This window comes from Bradyrhizobium icense, from assembly GCF_001693385.1.
Taxonomy (GTDB): Bacteria; Pseudomonadota; Alphaproteobacteria; order Rhizobiales; family Xanthobacteraceae; genus Bradyrhizobium; species Bradyrhizobium icense.
The window spans coordinates 3,070,985-3,088,462 of sequence record NZ_CP016428.1 but is presented as its reverse complement, the minus strand read 5'-3'; the positions used below and the strand labels follow the sequence as shown (position 1 = coordinate 3,088,462).

Annotated in this window: 16 protein-coding genes; 7 read left to right on the top strand and 9 right to left on the bottom strand. The window is 60.7% G+C overall.

Translation table 11 applies throughout. From position 1 onward, the window contains the following. Positions 1–8 precede the first annotated feature (8 nt). Positions 9–1,463, bottom strand: a complete 1,455-nt coding sequence (locus tag LMTR13_RS14390) for a sensor histidine kinase (protein ID WP_210184858.1) — start codon at positions 1,461–1,463, stop codon at positions 9–11. Positions 1,464–2,130: 667 nt separating this feature from the next. Here LMTR13_RS14390 and LMTR13_RS14385 point away from each other — a divergent pair. Next, positions 2,131–2,814: a helix-turn-helix domain-containing protein gene (locus LMTR13_RS14385; RefSeq protein WP_065728449.1), complete on the top strand. Its 684-nt coding sequence runs from the start codon at positions 2,131–2,133 to the stop codon at positions 2,812–2,814. Here the strand turns inward: LMTR13_RS14385 and LMTR13_RS14380 are convergent. From LMTR13_RS14380 to LMTR13_RS14360, 5 genes are read right to left on the bottom strand one after another with little or no spacing between them, the layout of a single operon-like run. Next, complete coding sequence (locus tag LMTR13_RS14380) at positions 2,792–3,256, bottom strand: potassium channel family protein (protein ID WP_065728448.1); 465 nt, start codon at positions 3,254–3,256, stop codon at positions 2,792–2,794. The two genes, LMTR13_RS14385 and LMTR13_RS14380, sit on opposite strands and share 23 nt — an antisense overlap. Further along, on the bottom strand, positions 3,256–4,377 hold the full coding sequence (locus tag LMTR13_RS14375; RefSeq protein ID WP_065728447.1) for an AI-2E family transporter: 1,122 nt from the start codon (positions 4,375–4,377) through the stop codon (positions 3,256–3,258). The genes LMTR13_RS14380 and LMTR13_RS14375 overlap by 1 nt, the downstream gene beginning before the upstream one ends. Then, complete coding sequence (locus LMTR13_RS43940) at positions 4,329–4,934, bottom strand: hypothetical protein (protein WP_472297449.1); 606 nt, start codon at positions 4,932–4,934, stop codon at positions 4,329–4,331. Before LMTR13_RS43940 ends, LMTR13_RS14375 begins: the two co-directional genes overlap by 49 nt. A gap of 24 nt (positions 4,935–4,958) precedes the next feature. Next, positions 4,959–5,822, bottom strand: a complete 864-nt coding sequence (locus LMTR13_RS14365; protein ID WP_065732683.1) for an alpha/beta fold hydrolase — start codon at positions 5,820–5,822, stop codon at positions 4,959–4,961. An 8-nt stretch (positions 5,823–5,830) separates the two neighbouring features. Next, on the bottom strand, positions 5,831–8,317 hold the full coding sequence (locus LMTR13_RS14360) for an alpha/beta hydrolase (protein ID WP_065728446.1): 2,487 nt from the start codon (positions 8,315–8,317) through the stop codon (positions 5,831–5,833). Positions 8,318–8,448: 131 nt separating this feature from the next. Here LMTR13_RS14360 and LMTR13_RS14355 point away from each other — a divergent pair, with 131 nt between their 5' ends. From LMTR13_RS14355 to LMTR13_RS14335, 5 genes are all read left to right on the top strand, one after another. Beyond that, a complete protein-coding gene (locus tag LMTR13_RS14355) occupies positions 8,449–9,375 on the top strand; it encodes an alpha/beta fold hydrolase (RefSeq protein ID WP_065728445.1) in 927 nt (308 codons plus the stop codon). Next, positions 9,372–9,989, top strand: coding sequence for a hypothetical protein (locus tag LMTR13_RS14350; RefSeq protein WP_065728444.1), 618 nt, complete (start codon positions 9,372–9,374; stop codon positions 9,987–9,989). Before LMTR13_RS14355 ends, LMTR13_RS14350 begins: the two co-directional genes overlap by 4 nt. A gap of 78 nt (positions 9,990–10,067) precedes the next feature. Further along, a complete protein-coding gene (locus tag LMTR13_RS14345; RefSeq protein ID WP_065728443.1) occupies positions 10,068–10,715 on the top strand; it encodes a CoA transferase subunit A in 648 nt (215 codons plus the stop codon). Positions 10,716–10,718: 3 nt separating this feature from the next. Continuing rightward, positions 10,719–11,369 (top strand): 3-oxoacid CoA-transferase subunit B, encoded by a 651-nt coding sequence (locus LMTR13_RS14340; protein WP_065728442.1) that lies wholly within the window; start codon positions 10,719–10,721, stop codon positions 11,367–11,369. 21 nt (positions 11,370–11,390) lie between these two features. After that, positions 11,391–11,849, top strand: coding sequence for a MaoC family dehydratase (locus LMTR13_RS14335; RefSeq protein WP_065728441.1), 459 nt, complete (start codon positions 11,391–11,393; stop codon positions 11,847–11,849). A 36-nt stretch (positions 11,850–11,885) separates the two neighbouring features. On the opposite strand, the gene fabI is transcribed toward LMTR13_RS14335, so the two are convergent. The 3 genes from fabI to LMTR13_RS14320 are packed head-to-tail and all read right to left on the bottom strand — an operon-like array spanning position 11,886 to position 14,862. Further along, on the bottom strand, positions 11,886–12,677 hold the full coding sequence (fabI, locus tag LMTR13_RS14330) for an enoyl-ACP reductase FabI (RefSeq protein ID WP_065728440.1): 792 nt from the start codon (positions 12,675–12,677) through the stop codon (positions 11,886–11,888). Beyond that, on the bottom strand, positions 12,674–13,888 hold the full coding sequence (locus tag LMTR13_RS14325; protein WP_065728439.1) for an acetate/propionate family kinase: 1,215 nt from the start codon (positions 13,886–13,888) through the stop codon (positions 12,674–12,676). The genes fabI and LMTR13_RS14325 overlap by 4 nt, the downstream gene beginning before the upstream one ends. Positions 13,889–13,893: 5 nt before the next feature. Continuing rightward, positions 13,894–14,862, bottom strand: a complete 969-nt coding sequence (locus LMTR13_RS14320) for a phosphate acetyltransferase (RefSeq protein ID WP_065728438.1) — start codon at positions 14,860–14,862, stop codon at positions 13,894–13,896. Positions 14,863–15,208: 346 nt separating this feature from the next. Here LMTR13_RS14320 and pflB point away from each other — a divergent pair, with 346 nt between their 5' ends. Then, positions 15,209–17,476, top strand: coding sequence for a formate C-acetyltransferase (pflB, locus tag LMTR13_RS14315; RefSeq protein ID WP_065728437.1), 2,268 nt, complete (start codon positions 15,209–15,211; stop codon positions 17,474–17,476). Positions 17,477–17,478: the final 2 nt, after the last annotated feature.

Below are 17,478 nucleotides of genomic sequence, written 5' to 3'. Positions count from 1 at the left end.
GTTCCCTCCTATGCGACGAGCGGCAACGAGAAATGGAATGCCGCACCACCCCCGCTCTGATTCTCGGCCCAGATCTGCCCCTTGTGGGCAAGAATGATGGTACGCGCAATGGAAAGACCGATTCCCATGCCTTGATCCTTGGTGGTGAAGAAAGGATCGAACACCTGCGCAAGCTTGTCGGCCGGTATTCCGGGCCCGGAATCGGAAATCGAGATCATGACCGACGAGCCACCGTTCCATTCGGTTCGGCCGATTACCGTTCGTCCGTAGGGAATTGACGCCATCGCATCCATGGCGTTGACGACCAGATTGAGGATGACCTGCTGGAGCTGGATTGGGTCGCCCTTGATGCGCAGGGCGCCCGGCGCGGTCTGCAGATATAGCGCGACGTTACGCGCCGATGCCTGGACAGAGAGAAACCTGAACGCTTCGCCCATGACCTCGTTGAGATCGACATCCCGGGTCTCGAATGGCGTTCTCTTCAGGAAATTACGCAAGCGGCGAATCACCTCGCCGGCACGCTGGTCGTCGCGCTTGATATCCGCAAGAATTTCCCTGATCTCTTCGAGGTCGGGCTGGTCCGATTTCAAGATTAGCTCGGCGGTCTCGGCATTGGTGAGTATGGATCCCAGCGGCTGATTCAGTTCATGAGCAATCGACGAGGACAATTCGCCGGTCGTCGCCTGCCGGTTCACATGTGCGAGCTCCGTCATCCGCTTGTGGGACTCCACTTCGGCACTGTGTCGCAGATGACGTTCATGCAGCAGAAACATGATCAGGCCGGCCTGGATCAAAATCGCCGCTGCGACGGCCATGGTCTGCCAGCGATACTGCTCAAGTAAATTCGGCTCACGGAATCGAATTTCACTTTGTTGGGGCAGGCTCGACTCGCTGACGTTCCAGCGCTGCATCTGTTTCCAGTTGAATAGCGGTTTGGACTCGTGCGTGACTGGTGGGATATCTCCTGCCTGCTCGCCGTTGAGAACGCGCAGCGCGAGTCTGCCCGCCGCTGTGCCAATCTCTTTCGCAATCAGGCTGTATCCGCCGATCGCGCCCGCAGCCAAAAGTGGTTCGGCGCCAACCACGATGGGACAGTTTGCCTCATCGGCGATCAATCTCATCGCGGTTGCCGGCGGATAGTACGTTCCTGCACCGTCTGAAAACACGCCCGAATAGACGATGGCGCTCCGTTCGGGCAATTCGGCGACCCGTTTGAGAATCTCCGGCATCTTTTGCCCGACCAAGTCGATCACCTTCAGGCCGGATGTCGCGGTCGGGATCTCCTCACCCCAGTGTCGGAAGAGCGACTGCCGGTCCCAGCTGTCGCCGACCAGAACGATCGTGTCGAGGGCAGGGACCACCGCACGCGCGGTCTTGATCGCATCCGCCAGAGAATTTCTAATAGCCACGCCGGTAACGTTTGCCACCTGCCCGAGCTTGGCCAATTGGGTTGCCTCCAGCATGGCGAAAACGATCGGTATGCCAGGCCACAATTCCTCGCGCCAGCGCAATGTGTGTTCGAACGTACCGACACCATTTGCCACAATGACGCCGATCTGCCGGTCCCGGTATTTCTCGTTAAGATGCCGCTTTAGGCTTTCCTCATAGGCGGCGTCGCCGAAACGCGTCAGATCGAGGTTCTCGCCGTAGACCGTGATGCGTCCGTCGACGTCGAACACTTCCCGCAATCCCGAAGACAGTTGATAGTAGAATGGTCCACGCAGATTCGACTGATCGAGGACGAGGACGGATTGCGGTCGCCTGTCCTGCGCCGAAACATAGGTCGGCACCAGCAGCGCGAAAAAGCCAACCAGAAATACTCTTGCCACAATGGTCGTAATCATGCGCCTGAGAGCCGCCCAGTTGCAGGCGAAACCATATTCTTACGTCGCAATTCTAACACCGGCCTATATCGGGGAAAGCCTGCAGTTGCCGTCAAGCGGAGACCCCGACAGCCATATTGACGCATCCCCATGAACCTGTCCTTTGGGACAATGGACCGCCCGGCACTGATCGGGAGAATGCCCGCACTGAGAGCGTATTTTCACGGGATGCGACAGCGGCGTCGCGTCCCAGGAGTTCGAAAATCGAGGCCACCACCGAAGTATCACCCTTCGAAGGAGATGGTCCATGTTTGCCCGCATCAGCGACCGTTCTACCGAGTTTCCGGGAATTTTCGGTGAGAGCCTCATCCAGAACGATTTATCGCGACGAGTCAGTTTGAATGAATTTAGCTACAAGAAAGGTACGGAGATCTTTGGCGAGAAGGAGCCGGCCGATTACGTTTACCAGGTCGTGAGCGGCGCGGTACGAAGCTACAAGCTGCTCTCCGATGGCCGACGTCAGATCGGCGCCTTCCACCTCACCAACGACATTTTCGGCCTCGAGATCGGATCCGATCATCGCTTCACCGCCGAAGCAATCATTGATACGACGGTTCGCTTGATGAAGCGGCGCAGTCTAGAGCTGGTAGCCGAGAGCGACGTCACGGTTGCTCGCAATCTGCTCAGCATGACCACGAGCAATTTGCGGCACGCCGAGGACCACATGCTGCTGCTCGGACGCAAGACGTCGCTAGAGCGCGTCGCCGCGTTCTTGATCGAGATGGACCGGCGGTCGACGGCCGCCGGCGTCCTGGCCCTGCCGATGTGCCGGCGCGATATCGCCGACTATCTCGGCCTGACGCTGGAAACGGTGTCACGCGCGCTGTCACGCCTGCACGATCTCGATATCCTCGGTTTCATCGGCAACACGCAGCGCCAGATCGTGCTGCTCGATCGCAAGAAGCTCGCTAGCTTCGATCTGCAGAACTGAACGGCGCGCCGGAAGCCACGGTAGAACCAAGATAAGCCAGCGTTTTCATCAGCACCTCGAACACGACTGCCGTGGACCAGCCAAACATCAGGATGCCAGTCATCGCGGCCATCGGGCCAAGCAGCTGCCACGCCTTGACCGGCGTGACGTCGCCATAGCCGAGCGTCGTGTAGTTGACGAAGGCGAAGTAGAGCAGATCACTTCCCTCGGGGGCCGCACCGACCAGCGCATAGGATAGCGCCCAGACGGCTACTTCGAGGCCGTGAGCGAATTTCAGCACCACCACCGCGGCAACCATGACGGCCATCAGATGCAATCGTGGCGTTTTGGTATGTTTGAAGCCGACGGCGCGCGCGACACTGATGGCGGTAATCGTCGCCAATGCGTGGATCATGATGTTGATCATGCTGACGAGAAAGCCGATCAGAAATTGACCTGCCATCACGCGGTCTCAACGTTTGCCGCACGAGTCTTCGCGACCGGCTCGGTTTCAGGTGCCACCCTCACCTCGTCGTCGCGCACCCATGCGGTCAGCAATTCCCAGGCCACCGCCAGGATGATCGGCCCTATGAAGAGGCCGACAATGCCGTGCGCCAGCGTACCGCCGATCACACCGAGGAAGATGACAAGCGAGGGCGTGGTCAGCCCTCGCCCCATCACGATAGGTTTCAATACATTATCGGCTAGCGAGGCCGGCAGCAGGCAAGCCGTGATCAAGAGCGCAGCGGCAAAGGACTTGGTCACCCATATCCAAATGAGAACAGGAATTACGACGATGGCCGATCCGATCTGAAGGATGCCGAGCATCATCACCGCAAAAGCCAGCAGTCCCGCCCGCGGGACGTCAGCAAACTTCAGGATCATCCCGATCACCAGTCCCTGAGCCACCGCAATACCGATCACACCCTGTGCCACGGAACGAATGGTCGCGCCCGCCAGCACCAGAAAGTTCTCGCTCCGTTCGGCCACAACGCGAGACAGGAAACGCTGGCTAGCCGCGACCAGCCGCGGCCCTGCTGGTAGCAGAAAACCGGTCAGCGCGACGGCGACGAGAAACTTGAACGTTCCGACGCCAGCGCCACCGGCCAAGCCCAGCATCGTACCGGCCATCGGCTTCAAATGTGGGGCAAATTCACGCAGCGCCGCGCGCAGATTGGTCGACGCCTGATCCCAGAGGGCAAAGAGCTGCGTGCCGATGACCGGCAAATCCTTGACGCCGGCGGGCGGAGACGGAATGGCCAGCGTGCCGGCGCCGAGCTGCGCTGCAAAGCTGCGAATCCCCTCCACAGCGCCGAGGCCAAGCCACGTCGCGGGGCCGATGACGATACCGAGATTGATGAGCGTCAGGGCCGTGGCTGCGAGCTTCGGACGATTGCCGAGCAGACCCGACAACCAGTTGAAGACCGGATAAAGCGCTACAGCCAGAACCACGCTCCAGGCGAGGATCGGGATGAACGGCCGGATCACAACGAACGACCAATAGATCAGGAGCGCCAGAAGCGCGAGCCGGACCGCTAGCTGGATTTCGTCCTCTCCCGAGAGGAGCTGTCGAATGGGTCGCAAGCGGCACCCCCATGTCTGCCCGGCAGCAAGGATTCTGCAGTCAGCGCTGAATAGGCTTGACTCAAATCAAAGCCCTGCGGTTGCACAGTGCCAGCCTGGTCGCGATGGCGCCCACAGTGTCGCTCGATTTTTGCTGCCAGATGAGTGCCACGTGAGCGTCCGCCATCGCTCTCCTGCCGTCGCAAGCGACAGAAGTTGGCCGCCGGCCTCAGCTCTTGGGCACGAAGGCTCCTGTCATCGCCTTCATTGTGGACTCGCCCAAGCTCCTCGCCTGATCGGTCATTGCGCGCATCTGATCCTGGACAAATTCGGACTGGATCCTCATGGAATCCTTCACGTCCTTTGCCTTGATGAGCTTGTCGCAGAGATAAGGTCGCGGTCACGTTGCGCTGCATGAGCTCAAAATACTGCATGGCGTGGCCGCCAATAGGCAGTTGCGCTGAAGCCAGATTCTTCTCCAGCATCTGAAAATAATCCGCGTTGGCCTTCCGAAGCCTGTCGAGATTTTCGCTCAGCATAGTTCGGACGCTCTCTGCAGACATCGTCGGCTCGGCCATTGCGTTCTCCTCCCGTGAGTTTCCTTACCTATCAAAACCACCGAACCAGGCGCCGAAATAGCCGGCATAGAGCGCCGGCAATTCCAGATTCATCGAATGCCCGATCCGGGAGACCTGAACGACGCGGCAGTCAGGCATGGCGGCCGCCATAGCCAGCAGATCGGCTTTTGCGATCCAGCCATCCTGTTCACCCCACAGCACGAGATGGGGATGATGAAGCTCCGGCATCCGCCGCTCCAGTTCACCGCTCTCGCGCTCCCGCGTGAGATTGACCGGCGTGCCGATCCAGATTCCCTCCGATACGCCAAAGGCCTGTTCCAGGATGCGCTCGAAAAGTTTCTGGATCTCGCCCAGCCCTTCCCGAAAGCGCGGCATAACGCCAGGCCGCAAGCTTTCCGGCACGAACAGCGAGGATGCGGCCGTCGCCATCACCGCGCGCGTCACCTCGCGGCTTGCCATCATGGCGCGGAAGAGACCGATCTGTTCATCGCTGAAGGCCATGCCGAGCGGCGTCACCGGATCGAGCGCGAACACCCGGCCGAACCGCTGCGGCTGCGACAGCAGCATCCGAGCCGCGATAATGCCGCCGGTCGAGTGGGTGGCCAGATGGCAGAAGGGAACGTCCAGGGCGTCCAGGGCAGCCAGCATGTCTTGCGCATGCTGATGTATCGAGTAGTTGGCATAGCCTTCCGCATGCTTCGGCCGGTCGCTTTCGCCGCAGCCGCGCCAGTCGATCCCGATCACCCGCAGGCCGATCGGAAACAAAGGTGCCGCCAGCTCAATCCAATCCTTGCTGGCGAGATTGCCATGGATGAAGGCGACGGTAGTATCGCCTTCCCCCCACTCCCGCCAGCCAAGGCTGACTGCTCCCGCACGTACCCGCGGCATCTGCATCCCTACTTGTTCAAGCCAGCCGTTGGATTGGGTCCTTCCGGCGTCGGCGCTTCAGCCACGGTGCTGACTACGCCATTGATGATGCGGTCGGTTTCGAGTGGCGAGCTTGTGTCGAGGAAGCCCGTCGAGACGAAATCAGTCACGTCTGCCGGAAACTCCACGGGGTTATCGGTATGGATGAAGTGCCCGGTGTCTGGATAGATCTTCAGGATCGGCTGGTTATTGGCGCGCGTCATTCTCGTCATGAACGGCGTGATGATGTCGCGGCCGAGATCCTTCAGCCCGTTGAACGCGGTGCCGGGAATGAAGGGCTCCTTGTCGCCGAAGGCCAGGAAGATCGGCGCCTTGATGTCAGTGAGCCGCCGATAAAGGTTCTTTGGGTCATCCTGCTGCAGCTCCGAAACCATGGTATAGATGTCGAAGATGTAGACATTGGCCCATTGCTCCAGCTCCTTCGGATTGCCCTTGATCAATCCGACGCGCTGTTCGGTGTGCAGCCGCGCATACTGGCTGTCATTCATGAAGTAGCCGCTCTTGCTACGGCCGACCACACCGGTGACCGGATCGCGCTTCTTGAAATAGAAGAACTCGCGGATGTTCTGCTCCGGGCGAGCGATTTCGTTGGCGAGGACCTGGGTCGGCCCCCAGACCTCCTTCCACTTGTCGAAATCACGCGCGAGCGCGGCGTCGAACAGCTTTGCCTTCTTGCCTGGGCCGATCGTCACCTCGCGCGGATATTCCTCAAGGCCCGCCGGCGCCTCGAGAACGAGGCTCTTCACCGCGTCCGGGTACATCAGCGCGTAGCCCAGGATGACTTGGCCGCCGAGCGAATGACCCAGGTAGGTCGCCTGCTTGACGTTGAGTTGGTTCACGACGAGGTCATGGACCACCTCCCGCAGGTCCCGCATGGTCCTCGCCGGGCTCTTGTCGAGATTGCCCGGACCGGACATGCCGTAGTGCGGCAGGTCCGGTGCGATCACCCGCAGGCCGCTGCGCAGCGCATACTGCATGACGTTGCCGTAGTGACCGGCGAACGCGCCCTTGCCGTGGACGATGACAAGCACCTTGGGATCCTTGTCGGTGCCGTAGTACTCGTCCATGTAGCCGATCTGGTACGTCGTCCCCCGGCCATCTTTGGCGTTCGCGTATTTTACGGGATAGGGATACGTGACGTGGTGCTTCCAGAATGACTTCTTCGGGTCGATGTTAGAAGCTATCCCCGGAACGCGGAAGTTCTTGTCGGCGAACTGCTGCGCCTTATCGAGGCTCGCGACATCATCCATGAACGACACGAATTTCGGGTCGTTCTTGCGTGTATTGAGAATCGAGAAGACGCCGTAATGCGCGACCGGGCTTTCTTCGGCCATCAGGTCGGCACCGGGGATACGTTCGACCGCTCTCTCTGCCAGCGTGAAGTTGAGCCAGAGGTCGTTCTTGATGTGGATCACCAGCGTTCGCGCCTGGGTCCGGCCGAGATGGTCATTGATATTGTGGGTCTCGCCCACCCGGTTGCGCCAAACAAGGTCGACCGCGTCATACAGTTTGGAGCGGTTGATGACGTTGAGACCGGCCTTCTCGTTCGGCGGGTCCCAGTAGAATATCTCCGGCTGCACCGCCGTGAACGCCTGTGTGGTACGGAAGGACAAGTCGTAGCCGGTCAAGCCCAGAACCGACCATCCGAACGCCAAGCCCATCAACGGATGCTTTTCCTTGGGCATCTTGTAGTAGTCGCCCTTGGTCTGCTGCCAGACCGGATCGGACTCAATCGCAGCCGTCATCAACTGGAAGGTCCAGTTGCCGACAGGATCGCCGGCATCCGATTGGGTAGTGCCGCCGATCGGCATAATTGCACTGACGTACTCGGGGTGCATGACGCCCCAGACGTAGGTCTGCGTGCCTCCCATCGAGACGCCGGCGGCAAGCGCGACCTTGGCCACCTTCAGGTGATCGCGCAGCATCCGATAGTTCGCCTGCACCATGTCGAAATAGCTATATTGCGGGAATTTGATCCCCAAACCGTCCGACGGCTTGCTTGCGCCCCAGGTGCCGAGCGGATCGACCATGATGACGTAGTAGCGGTCGGTATCGATCGGTCGACCCGGACCGATGATCGGAACGCCGCCCGAAAGCGCGGCGCCCTTGACCCACTGCTCGTACATGTCCGTGGAGTCGCCGGAGTAATAGGAATTGATGACGACCGCATTGGTGATATCGCCAGCGGCGTTGCGCCGCGGCGTGCCGATCGCAATGTATGCCGTGCGCAGCTTACCGCCGGCGAGCGACTCCAGAGTCACGCCGCCTTCCCCGCCATTTTCCCACTTCGACGGATTGGCGAGATCGTATTTGCCGCCGAGCTTGAAGTCTGCGATCTCATAGTATTGCTTCAAGCCGTCGTGCTGCACTTGCGAGGACCGCCGCGTGAAGGGCTGTGCGGTCGCGACCGACGCGCTCATCGCAAGAAGGACGATACCGACTAAGAGCCGCCTCATGGAAAGCCTCCCTGATGTTACTTTGGGAAAAGCTTCAGTCTCGGCATCGGTCCGAACCTTGATTTATCTCAAGGGAAGCATCGGTGCCGCATCCCAGGGTTGGGTTCGGGAACACGGATTAGGCAGATCGAATGCCGTTCTTGGCGTATGGCTCGCACCGCATCCGTTATGGGCTGGACGGTCCGAAAGACGCGCCGGCCTACGTATTCGTCAACGGGCTTACGCAATATGCCGAGTTGTGGACGCCCTATCGCGAGGCTCTGATCAGTAGAGGTTTTCGCGTCGCAACATTCGACCTGCTCGGACAGGGCGCATCCGATAAGCCGGAGCTCTTCATCAGCCAGGACGACCAGGTCGACGCGCTGCGTCTATTGATCGGCGAACTCGGCAGCGGCCCGGTCTTCCTGAGCGGTATCAGCTTTGGTGGTCTGATCGCCCTGCGCTATGCCATCGAGCACGGTGACAGACTAGCCGGGCTGATACCGATGAGTGCGTTCGCCGAGCTGTCGCCCCAGCTCCTATTGCTCGGCAATGCGCTACGAACCGGGCTCATCCTCGGCGGCACGGGCTATCTGCAGGACCTGCTGCTGCCAATGAATCTTTCGGATTCATGGCTCAAGCCCCTGCTTAGCAATCTCGATGCGGTGAAACGACAGGGCTGGTTGATCAACGACGTCTATGCGCTGCAAAATCTGATGGAGTCTTTCCTCGACTTTCAACCGCTCTCGCCGCTGCTTTCTTCGATCAAGACGCCGACAATGATCCTGAACGGCGAGTTCGATTTTCTCACGCCACGGTCCCTGCATGAAACGCTACGTATCGGCATTCCCGACAGTTCGCTGGTCATCATTCCGAAAGCCTATCACGCCTTCACGCTGGAAAAGGCAGCGCTGACCGCGGACCTCTTGGCGCGCTTCGCCGAGGATGTGCTCGCGAAACGCTGGCAAGGCAACAAGGCGATCTGGATCGCGCCCGACGAGCCGGGCGGGGAGATGATGCCGTTTCCCGCCGGCTACGACCATTTGCGCGCTATCCCAGTGGCGGGGGCTCCGCCATGAATCAATTCCTGGGGCCTCTCGATTCCATCGGGCGCGTCCCGCCGCTTCAGCAGACGCGTGTCGCCTCGTTCCTGATCTCGGCGCATGGCGCGCTGGCCAGGCAGCTTGCCCTGGCTCTGCCGGCCCAGCTCAAAGCTGGCTGGCAAACCGAGCTGAATGCGCAACTCCACCGTGAGACGGAGACCGTCTCGCTGTTGTTGCGCGCGACTAGCTGGGTGCCGGATTTTACGTTTCCCTATCGGGCTCTGACATGGGAAGCATCTTGGCTGTCCAAACCGGTGACCGGTGTACAAGACCATAGACTGGCGATAACCATCGATATCGCGGCACTTGGGCACGCCGTTCATGCCACTATTCGGCCGGCCGCCCTGTTGCCGGTCGAAGCGTCGGCCGAGGATCCGTTCGTGGTTGCATTGCGCCGGGTCGAATTCGAAAGCAGCCGGCTCATCCAGGCACAGATTCACTTCCTCAAGAGCGACGAGCTCAAGGGGTTGCGCGATGCAGTGACTGCGGCGGTCGAGGCACGGCATCGCCGGGTCCGCAAGTTGTGGGAAGAGGTGCTCGAGAGCATTGGCATCGGGCGCGGCGCCGGCTCCGAAGACTTGAAGCCTTGATGCAGATCAAGGTCCGGGCTGGCGGCGCGGCGACATTTTCCGGAAATCACACCGCCGATCGCTTGCCGGAGTCCGACCATGAAGTCTGTTTCCGCCGAAGAAGCCGTAGCGATGATTCCCAACGGCGCGAGCATCATGGTTGGCGGCTTCATGGGCGTCGGCACGCCGGAACGCCTGCTCGATGAGCTGGTGCGGCAGAAGAAAACTGGCATTTCCCTGATCAGCAACGACGCGGCTGTTCCCGGCAAGGGTGTCGGCAAGCTGTTCGACGGCGAACAGGTGTCGAGCATGATCGGCACCCATATCGGGCTCAATCCGAAAGCGCAGCAGCAGATGCTGGCCACCCGGATCAAAGTGGACCTGATCCCGCAGGGCACCTTCGTCGAACGCATCCGGTCCGGCGGTTGCGGCCTTGGCGGCGTGTTGACGCCGACGGGCGTTGGCACCCTCGTCGAGCAAGGCAAGCAGAGGGTCGAGATCAACGGCAAGACATTCCTGCTCGAGACCGCACTGCGCGCCGATTTCGCGCTCGTGCATGCCTTTCTGTCCGACTATGTCGGCAACCTCTCCTATGCGCTGACCGCGCGCAACTTCAACCCTGTGATGGCGATGGCCGCTGACACCGTCATTGTCACGGCCGAGCACATCGTACCGGTCGGCGTGATCGCGCCCGATCATGTCGTCACGCCCGGCCCCCTGGTCGACTACCTCGTTGCGAACGGGTGACCCATGGATGCACAAACCATAATTGCCCGGCGCGTAGCGAAGGAGCTTCGCCCAGGTAACCTCGTCAATCTCGGCATCGGCATTCCGACACTGGTTGCGAACTATTTGCCCGAAGGGCTGAAAGTCTTCTTCCAGTCCGAGAACGGGCTGATCGGCACCGGGCCGATACCCGAGCAAGGCATGGCACATCCGCTCCTGACCGACGCCGGTGGCAAGCCGATCAGCGCCCTGCCCGGCGCTGCGACGTTCGATAGCGCGATGTCGTTCGGCCTGATCCGCGGCGGTCACGTTGACATTACGGTGCTGGGTGGCTTGCAGGTCGATGCAGCCGGCCACCTCGCCAACTGGATGATCCCGGGCAAGATGGTGCCTGGCATGGGCGGAGCAATGGATCTCGTGAGCGGCGCCAAGCGCGTGATCGTCGCTATGCAACATGCCGCCAAGGGCAAGTCGAAGATCGTTGCCAAATGCAGCCTGCCCCTGACCTCGGCCCGTCCCGTCGACATGGTCGTAACCGACATGGCCGTCATCGCATTTCCCGACGGCAAGGCAACCCTGATGGAAACAGCGCCCGGCCTCAAGATCGCCGAGGTGTTGGCGGTGACGGAAGCCGAACTCGCCGTTCCGGACGTGGTGCCCGAAATGAAGCTGTGAAGCGCTAAGGCGGACCAAGCCATGCGGATATTCAACGGGTTCGATGAACTGAAGGCGGCGGTCGGCACTGAAGTCGGTACCAGCGAATGGATCGAGGTGACGCAAGACCGCATCAACAAGTTTGCCGAAGCGACCTGCGACGAGCAGTGGATCCATGTTGACCAGGAGCGCGCTCAGGCGGAAATGCCGGGCGGCAAGACCATCGCCCATGGCCTGCTCTCCCTCAGCCTGACCCCGATGTTCATCCGCTCCGTGATGGGCCTCAAGGGGCTGAAGAACACGTTGAACTATGGCGCGGACCGCATCCGCTATCTCTCGCCGGTCCCGGCTGGATCGAAACTGCGCGGCCGCATCAGTGTGGCCGAAGCCGAGGAGGTACCGCCCGATGGCTTGCGGGTGCATTATCGCGTGGTGATCGAGATTGAAGGCGGCCGGCGCCCAGCCTGCGTTGCCGAGGTGATCGGATTGCACTACCGTTAGATTTTATTCAATTGATCAAGGCTCTAGGTCGAAGCCTCAATCGATGATGTGGTACCCGCCGTCGATATAGAGCACGCTGCCGGTAATCAGCTTGGCGCCGTCCAGCGCAAGGAAAGCGGTCGCCTTCCCGACGTCGTCGATACTGACCAGGCTGCGCGTCGGCGCCTGCGACTGCGCCTTGTCCATCAATTCATCAAACTCTGGGATACCCGATGCCGCGCGGGTCGCGAGCGGTCCCGGTGAAATGGCGTGGACGCGAATGCCCTTGGGCCCGAGCTCGGCCGCGATGTAGCGCACCGCGGCTTCAAGGGCGGCTTTGGCGACCCCCATCACGTTGTAGTTCTTCACCACCATCTGGCTGCCGTAATAGGTCATGGTGAAAATGGTGCCGCCGTTCTTCATCAGCGGCTCCGCTAAATGCGCCATGCGCATGAACGACCAGCACGAGACGTCCATGGTCTTCTGGAACCCTTCGCGGTCGACGTCCACGACCCGGCCGTGCAGCGCGCCCTTGGGCGAGAAGGCGATGGAGTGAAGCAGAAAATCGAGCTGGCCCCATTCCTTCTCGATCCGTTCGAATACCTTCTCCGTCTCACCCTCGACCATGACGTCGAGCGGCATGAAGATCGGTGATTCCAATGCACTGGCCAGTGGCTCGACGTGCTTCTTGGCCTTCTCATTCAGATAGGTGACCGCAAGGTCAGCGCCCAGCGCACGAAACGCCTTGGCGCAACCCCACGCGATGGACTGGTCATTGGCGATGCCGACGATCAGACCCTTCTTGCCTTTCAGCGCGACATTGGTCTCGGGAAAAACCGGGATGTTCATGACACTCTCTCGCGTTTCTGGTTTGGCGATTGCCGGTTCATGATCAGCGCCAGCGTATGCTGCGCAATCATCAGCTCTTCGTCGGTGGGCACGACATAAACCGGAATGCGGCTGTCGGAGCGTGATATCCTGGTGGCGTGGCGGGCATTCTCCGCTGGGTCGAGGGTGACGCCAAGCCAAGCCAGCTTCTCCGCAATGCGCGCACGGATTGAAACCGAGTTCTCACCGATGCCGGCCGTGAAGACGAAGCCGTCGATCCCCTGCAGCGCTGCGGCCAACATTCCGGCGTTGAGGCCGATCCGGTAGACGAAATAGTCGATCGCAAATGCCGCACGCGGGTCCTCGCTGGTCTCGAGCTCCCGCATGTCGTTGCTGACGCCCGACAGGCCCTTCAGGCCACAGTCGCGGTACAGAAAATTCTGCACATTCGATGCCGACATGCCTTTTTCTGCGATCAGATAAAGTACGACGCCTGGGTCGAGCTGGCCTGGCCGCGTTCCCATCGCAAGCCCGTCCAGCGCCGTGAAGCCCATCGTGCTCTCGACGCTTTTCCCGCTCTTCATCGCGCACATCGAAGCACCGCTGCCGAGATGGGCGACGATCATTCGTCCGTCGGCGATGTCAGGCGCGACTTGCGGCAGGCGTTTTGCGATGTACTCGTAGGACAGGCCGTGGAAGCCGTAGCGCCTGACGCCTTCGGCATGAAGCTGGTGCGGGATCGCGTAGTGATCCGCGAGCGCATCATGGTCGCGATGGAATGCAGTATCGAAACAGGCGACCTGCGGCAGTGTCGGGAAGTTGCTCAGCAGCGTCCTGATCGGCGCCAGATTATGCGGCTGGTGCAGCGGCGCCAGCGAGATGTACCGCTCGAGCCGCGTTACCACGGCATGATCGATCAGCACCGGGCGCGCATAATCCGGCCCGCCGTGCACGACGCGATGGCCAACCGCGATGGGATTGATATTGAGTTCATCGCGCAGCCAGGCACCTGCGACCGCCATTGCCGCCGGAACGTCGGCTGCCGCTTCGATCGGATAGGCCCGGTCGGCCAGCGGATCGCCGGTGCCGCCGCTGGCGCGCAGTCGCGGCCGGCTGCCGATCCCATCCATCTGCCCCTTGACTTGCCGACGCAAGGCGCCCTCGCCTTCCACCGCGAAGATCTGGAACTTCACGCTGGAGGAGCCGGCATTGACGACGAGAATCGTATCCATAGTGGTCACGCTGCAGCAATTGGCGCTTTGCGCCGCCGGGCATCGGCTTGGAGGGCCGCCACGGCAGCGGAAGCCATGCGCGACCGCGCGGAATCCGCCCGTGATGTCAGCACGACCGGCACGCGCGCGCCCAGCACGATGCCGGCGCCGTCAGCCTTGGCGAAATAGGAAAGATTCTTTGCCAGCATATTGCCGGACTCGAGGTCAGGCACGACCAGTATCTGCGCCCGGCCGGCAACTTCCGACTTGATGCCCTTGATCCGCGCCGCCTCCATATCAATGGCGTTGTCAAAGGCGAGCGGCCCGTCGAGCAACGCCCCCGTGATCTGCTTGCGATCGGCCATCTTGCAGAGCGCCGCAGCTTCGATGGTGGAGGGAATCTTCGAGGTGACAGTCTCGACGGCTGACAGGATAGCGACCCGAGGGGTCGTGCCGAAGCCGGCCTGGTTGAAGAGGTCGACGACGTTCTGGATAATGTCCCGCTTGGCGTCGAGGTCCGGGAAGATATTGATCGCAGCGTCCGTTACGAACACGGTATCGGTGTAGGCCGGCACATCCATGATGAATACGTGACTGATCCGCCGCTCAGTGCGCAGTCCGCCCACCTTTGCGGTGACAGCGCGCATGATCTCGTCGGTATGAAGGCTGCCCTTCATCAGCACCTCGCCCCTGCCTTCATGGATCAGCTCGACGCCGCGGGTGGCCGCAGCGGCCTCCGTCGGCGGCGTATCGACGAGCTCGTAGCCCGAGATGTTCAAGTTGTGCCTGGCAGCGACGTCTTTGATCTTGGCCGCGGGCCCAACGAGAATCGCCTTGATGATTCCGGCTTCCGCCGACTCGATCGCCCCGCGCAGCGAACTTTCGTCGCAGGGGTGCACGACGATGGTTGAAACGGAAGGGACGCTTTTCGCCGCCGCAATCAGGCGGTCATACTTTGATCCCGTCCCACTCGCTGCTGCTGGCATGGCACTCATTGGCGCGCTCCCATCCGAGGAAATTCGACGTCCCGCAGACTGGTCGAAAGGAAACTCCTGATCCGCGGCGTTCGACCGATCAAGCTATTGATTGAAGCGCGTGCTGACGGTGACCTTGACATAAGTCAACGAACCCGACTCTCGCGACACGCAATCGCGAAACAACAAGCGAAGCCGCACAAAGCTTCCGCTGACGCAAGGCCAAGGTTGGCCGAGCTTGACATAGATCAAGCAGAGCGTCGGTTCGGTGTCTCTACCATGCGCCAACAGCCTGGCGCGCCCGATGCACCGTTTCAGGTCGGATGCAAAGCCAGGTCAACAAATCGTTTGGCCAGGGAGATTCGCTATGAAGGGCAGCGCAGCGCTCAAGCAGGACGCGAAGGCGGATGGCTGGAGGGGGTTCCAACCGGGCGACTGGTCCTCCACGATCAACGTACGCGACTTCATAGTCCGAAATGTCACCTCCTATTCCGGGGACGAGAAATTCCTGGCAGGCCCCTCGCAGCACACCAAGGCGGTGTGGGCAAAGCTGCAGCCCTATTTTGCCGAAGAAAGGAAAAAAGGCGTCCTCGCCGTGGATGCGCAGAATCCGTCAACCATGCTGGCGCACCAGGCAGGATACATCGACCCCGACAACGAGGTCATTGTCGGCCTTCAGACGGACCAACCCTTCAAGCGGGCAATCTTTCCGTTCGGCGGACTGCGCATGGTGGAAGCAGGCCTGAAGGCCGCGGGGTTCGAGCCCGATGCAAAGGTGCACGAAGCCTTCACCAAATACCGCAAATCACACAATGACGGTGTATTCGACGCCTACACTCCGGAGATCATGAACTGCCGGCGGTCCGGCATTATCACCGGCCTTCCCGACGCTTATGGCCGTGGCCGCATCATCGGCGACTATCGCCGGGTCGCACTTTATGGCACCGACCGCCTGCTCGAGGCCAAACGGCAAGAGCGGGCCCAGATCGACGACATGTGGCCGACGGACGAAGTGATCCGCCAGCGCGAAGAACTCGCGGAACAAATGAGGGCGCTGCAGGATCTTGCGTCGATGGCGAAGCTCTACGGCTACGATATCACCCAGGCCGCAACGAATGCGGCGGAGGCGTTCCAGTGGACCTACTTCGCCTACCTCGGAGCGATCAAGGAAGCCAATGGCGCAGCGATGTCGATTGGGCGCATCTCGAGCTTCCTCGACATCTACATCGAACGCGACCTGAAGGAAGGCGCTCTTGACGAGGCGGGCGCACAGGAGCTGTGGGACCAGCTAGTGCAGAAGCTGCGCATCGTGCGCTTCCTCCGCACACCCGACTACGATGCGCTGTTCAGCGGCGACCCCTACTGGGCAACCGAATGCGTCGGCGGCATGGACCTCGACGGGCGGGCGCTGGTGACGAAGAGCAGCTACCGTATGCTCCATACCCTTTACAATCTTGGACCGGCACCTGAGCCGAACATCACGGTGCTGTGGTCCAATCACATGCCACCAGCCTTCAAGCGCTTCTGCGTCAAGGTCAGCAAGGACACCTCATCCCTGCAATACGAGAACGACGATCTGATGCGCCCGTACTGGGGCGACGATTATGCGATCGCCTGTTGCGTTTCGGCCATGCGGCTCGGCAAGCAAATGCAGTTCTTCGGAGCCCGGGTGAACTTCGCAAAGGCCCTGCTCTACGCCATCAATGGCGGCCGCGATGAGGTCTCCGGCGACCAGGTCGCGCCCCGGACCATGCCGGTCACCGGCGACTTCCTCGACTATGACGACGTCATGGCAAAGTTCGACACCACCATGGAGTGGCTCGCCAAGACGTATGTGCATGCAATGAACTGCATTCACTACATGCACGACAAGTACTTTTACGAGCGCCTGGAGATGGCGCTCCATGATCGCGACATACTGCGCACCATGGCATTCGGCATCGCCGGACTTTCGGTGGTCGCCGATAGTCTCAGCGCGATCAAATACGGCAAGATTCGTGTAACTCGCGACGCAAGCGGGCTCGTGGTCGATTACCAGAACGAGGGCAACGCCTCGACGCCGCAATTCGGCAACAACGACGACAGGGTTGATCAGATCGCATCCGAGCTTGTAACGCGGTTCATGGCAAAGATCCGCAAGCATCCAACCTACAGGAACGCGACGCATACGCAGAGTGTCCTGACCATCACCTCCAACGTCGTCTACGGCAAGGCGACCGGCAATACGCCGGATGGCCGCCGCAAGGGCGAGCCGTTCGGCCCCGGTGCCAACCCGATGCATGGACGCGACAGCCACGGTTGGCTCGCGTCATGTCTCTCGGTGGCAAAACTTCCCTACAAGGATTCTCTCGATGGCATCAGCTACACCGTGTCGGTCGCCCCGCAGAAAGCACATCTTTCCGAAGCCCAACTGATCGACGAGGCAACCAAAGCCTTCGATGTCTATTTCGGGCGTGGCGGCTTCCACATGAACCTGAATGTGATCGACAGGGAGACCTTGGAAGACGCGATCAAGAATCCGGACAAATATCCGCAGCTCACGATCCGCGTATCCGGCTATGCCGTCAATTTCGTTCGACTGACACCGGAGCAGCAGAGAGATGTGATCAGCCGTACCTTCCACGGCCAGATCTGAGC

Excerpts from the sequence above, each read along its gene's own strand:
- LMTR13_RS14390 (WP_210184858.1), bottom strand. The coding sequence starts at position 1,463 with ATGCTGGAGGCAACCCAATTGGCCAAGCTCGGGCAGGTGGCAAACGTT.
- LMTR13_RS14385 (WP_065728449.1), top strand. The coding sequence starts at position 2,131 with ATGTTTGCCCGCATCAGCGACCGTTCTACCGAGTTTCCGGGAATTTTC.
- LMTR13_RS14380 (WP_065728448.1), bottom strand. The coding sequence starts at position 3,256 with ATGGCAGGTCAATTTCTGATCGGCTTTCTCGTCAGCATGATCAACATC.
- LMTR13_RS43940 (WP_472297449.1), bottom strand. The coding sequence starts at position 4,934 with ATGGCCGAGCCGACGATGTCTGCAGAGAGCGTCCGAACTATGCTGAGC.
- LMTR13_RS14365 (WP_065732683.1), bottom strand. The coding sequence starts at position 5,822 with ATGCCGCGGGTACGTGCGGGAGCAGTCAGCCTTGGCTGGCGGGAGTGG.
- LMTR13_RS14360 (WP_065728446.1), bottom strand. The coding sequence starts at position 8,317 with ATGAGGCGGCTCTTAGTCGGTATCGTCCTTCTTGCGATGAGCGCGTCG.
- LMTR13_RS14355 (WP_065728445.1), top strand. The coding sequence starts at position 8,449 with ATGCCGTTCTTGGCGTATGGCTCGCACCGCATCCGTTATGGGCTGGAC.
- LMTR13_RS14350 (WP_065728444.1), top strand. The coding sequence starts at position 9,372 with ATGAATCAATTCCTGGGGCCTCTCGATTCCATCGGGCGCGTCCCGCCG.
- LMTR13_RS14345 (WP_065728443.1), top strand. The coding sequence starts at position 10,068 with ATGAAGTCTGTTTCCGCCGAAGAAGCCGTAGCGATGATTCCCAACGGC.
- LMTR13_RS14340 (WP_065728442.1), top strand. The coding sequence starts at position 10,719 with ATGGATGCACAAACCATAATTGCCCGGCGCGTAGCGAAGGAGCTTCGC.
- LMTR13_RS14335 (WP_065728441.1), top strand. The coding sequence starts at position 11,391 with ATGCGGATATTCAACGGGTTCGATGAACTGAAGGCGGCGGTCGGCACT.
- fabI (WP_065728440.1), bottom strand. The coding sequence starts at position 12,677 with ATGAACATCCCGGTTTTTCCCGAGACCAATGTCGCGCTGAAAGGCAAG.
- LMTR13_RS14325 (WP_065728439.1), bottom strand. The coding sequence starts at position 13,888 with ATGGATACGATTCTCGTCGTCAATGCCGGCTCCTCCAGCGTGAAGTTC.
- LMTR13_RS14320 (WP_065728438.1), bottom strand. The coding sequence starts at position 14,862 with ATGAGTGCCATGCCAGCAGCAGCGAGTGGGACGGGATCAAAGTATGAC.
- pflB (WP_065728437.1), top strand. The coding sequence starts at position 15,209 with ATGAAGGGCAGCGCAGCGCTCAAGCAGGACGCGAAGGCGGATGGCTGG.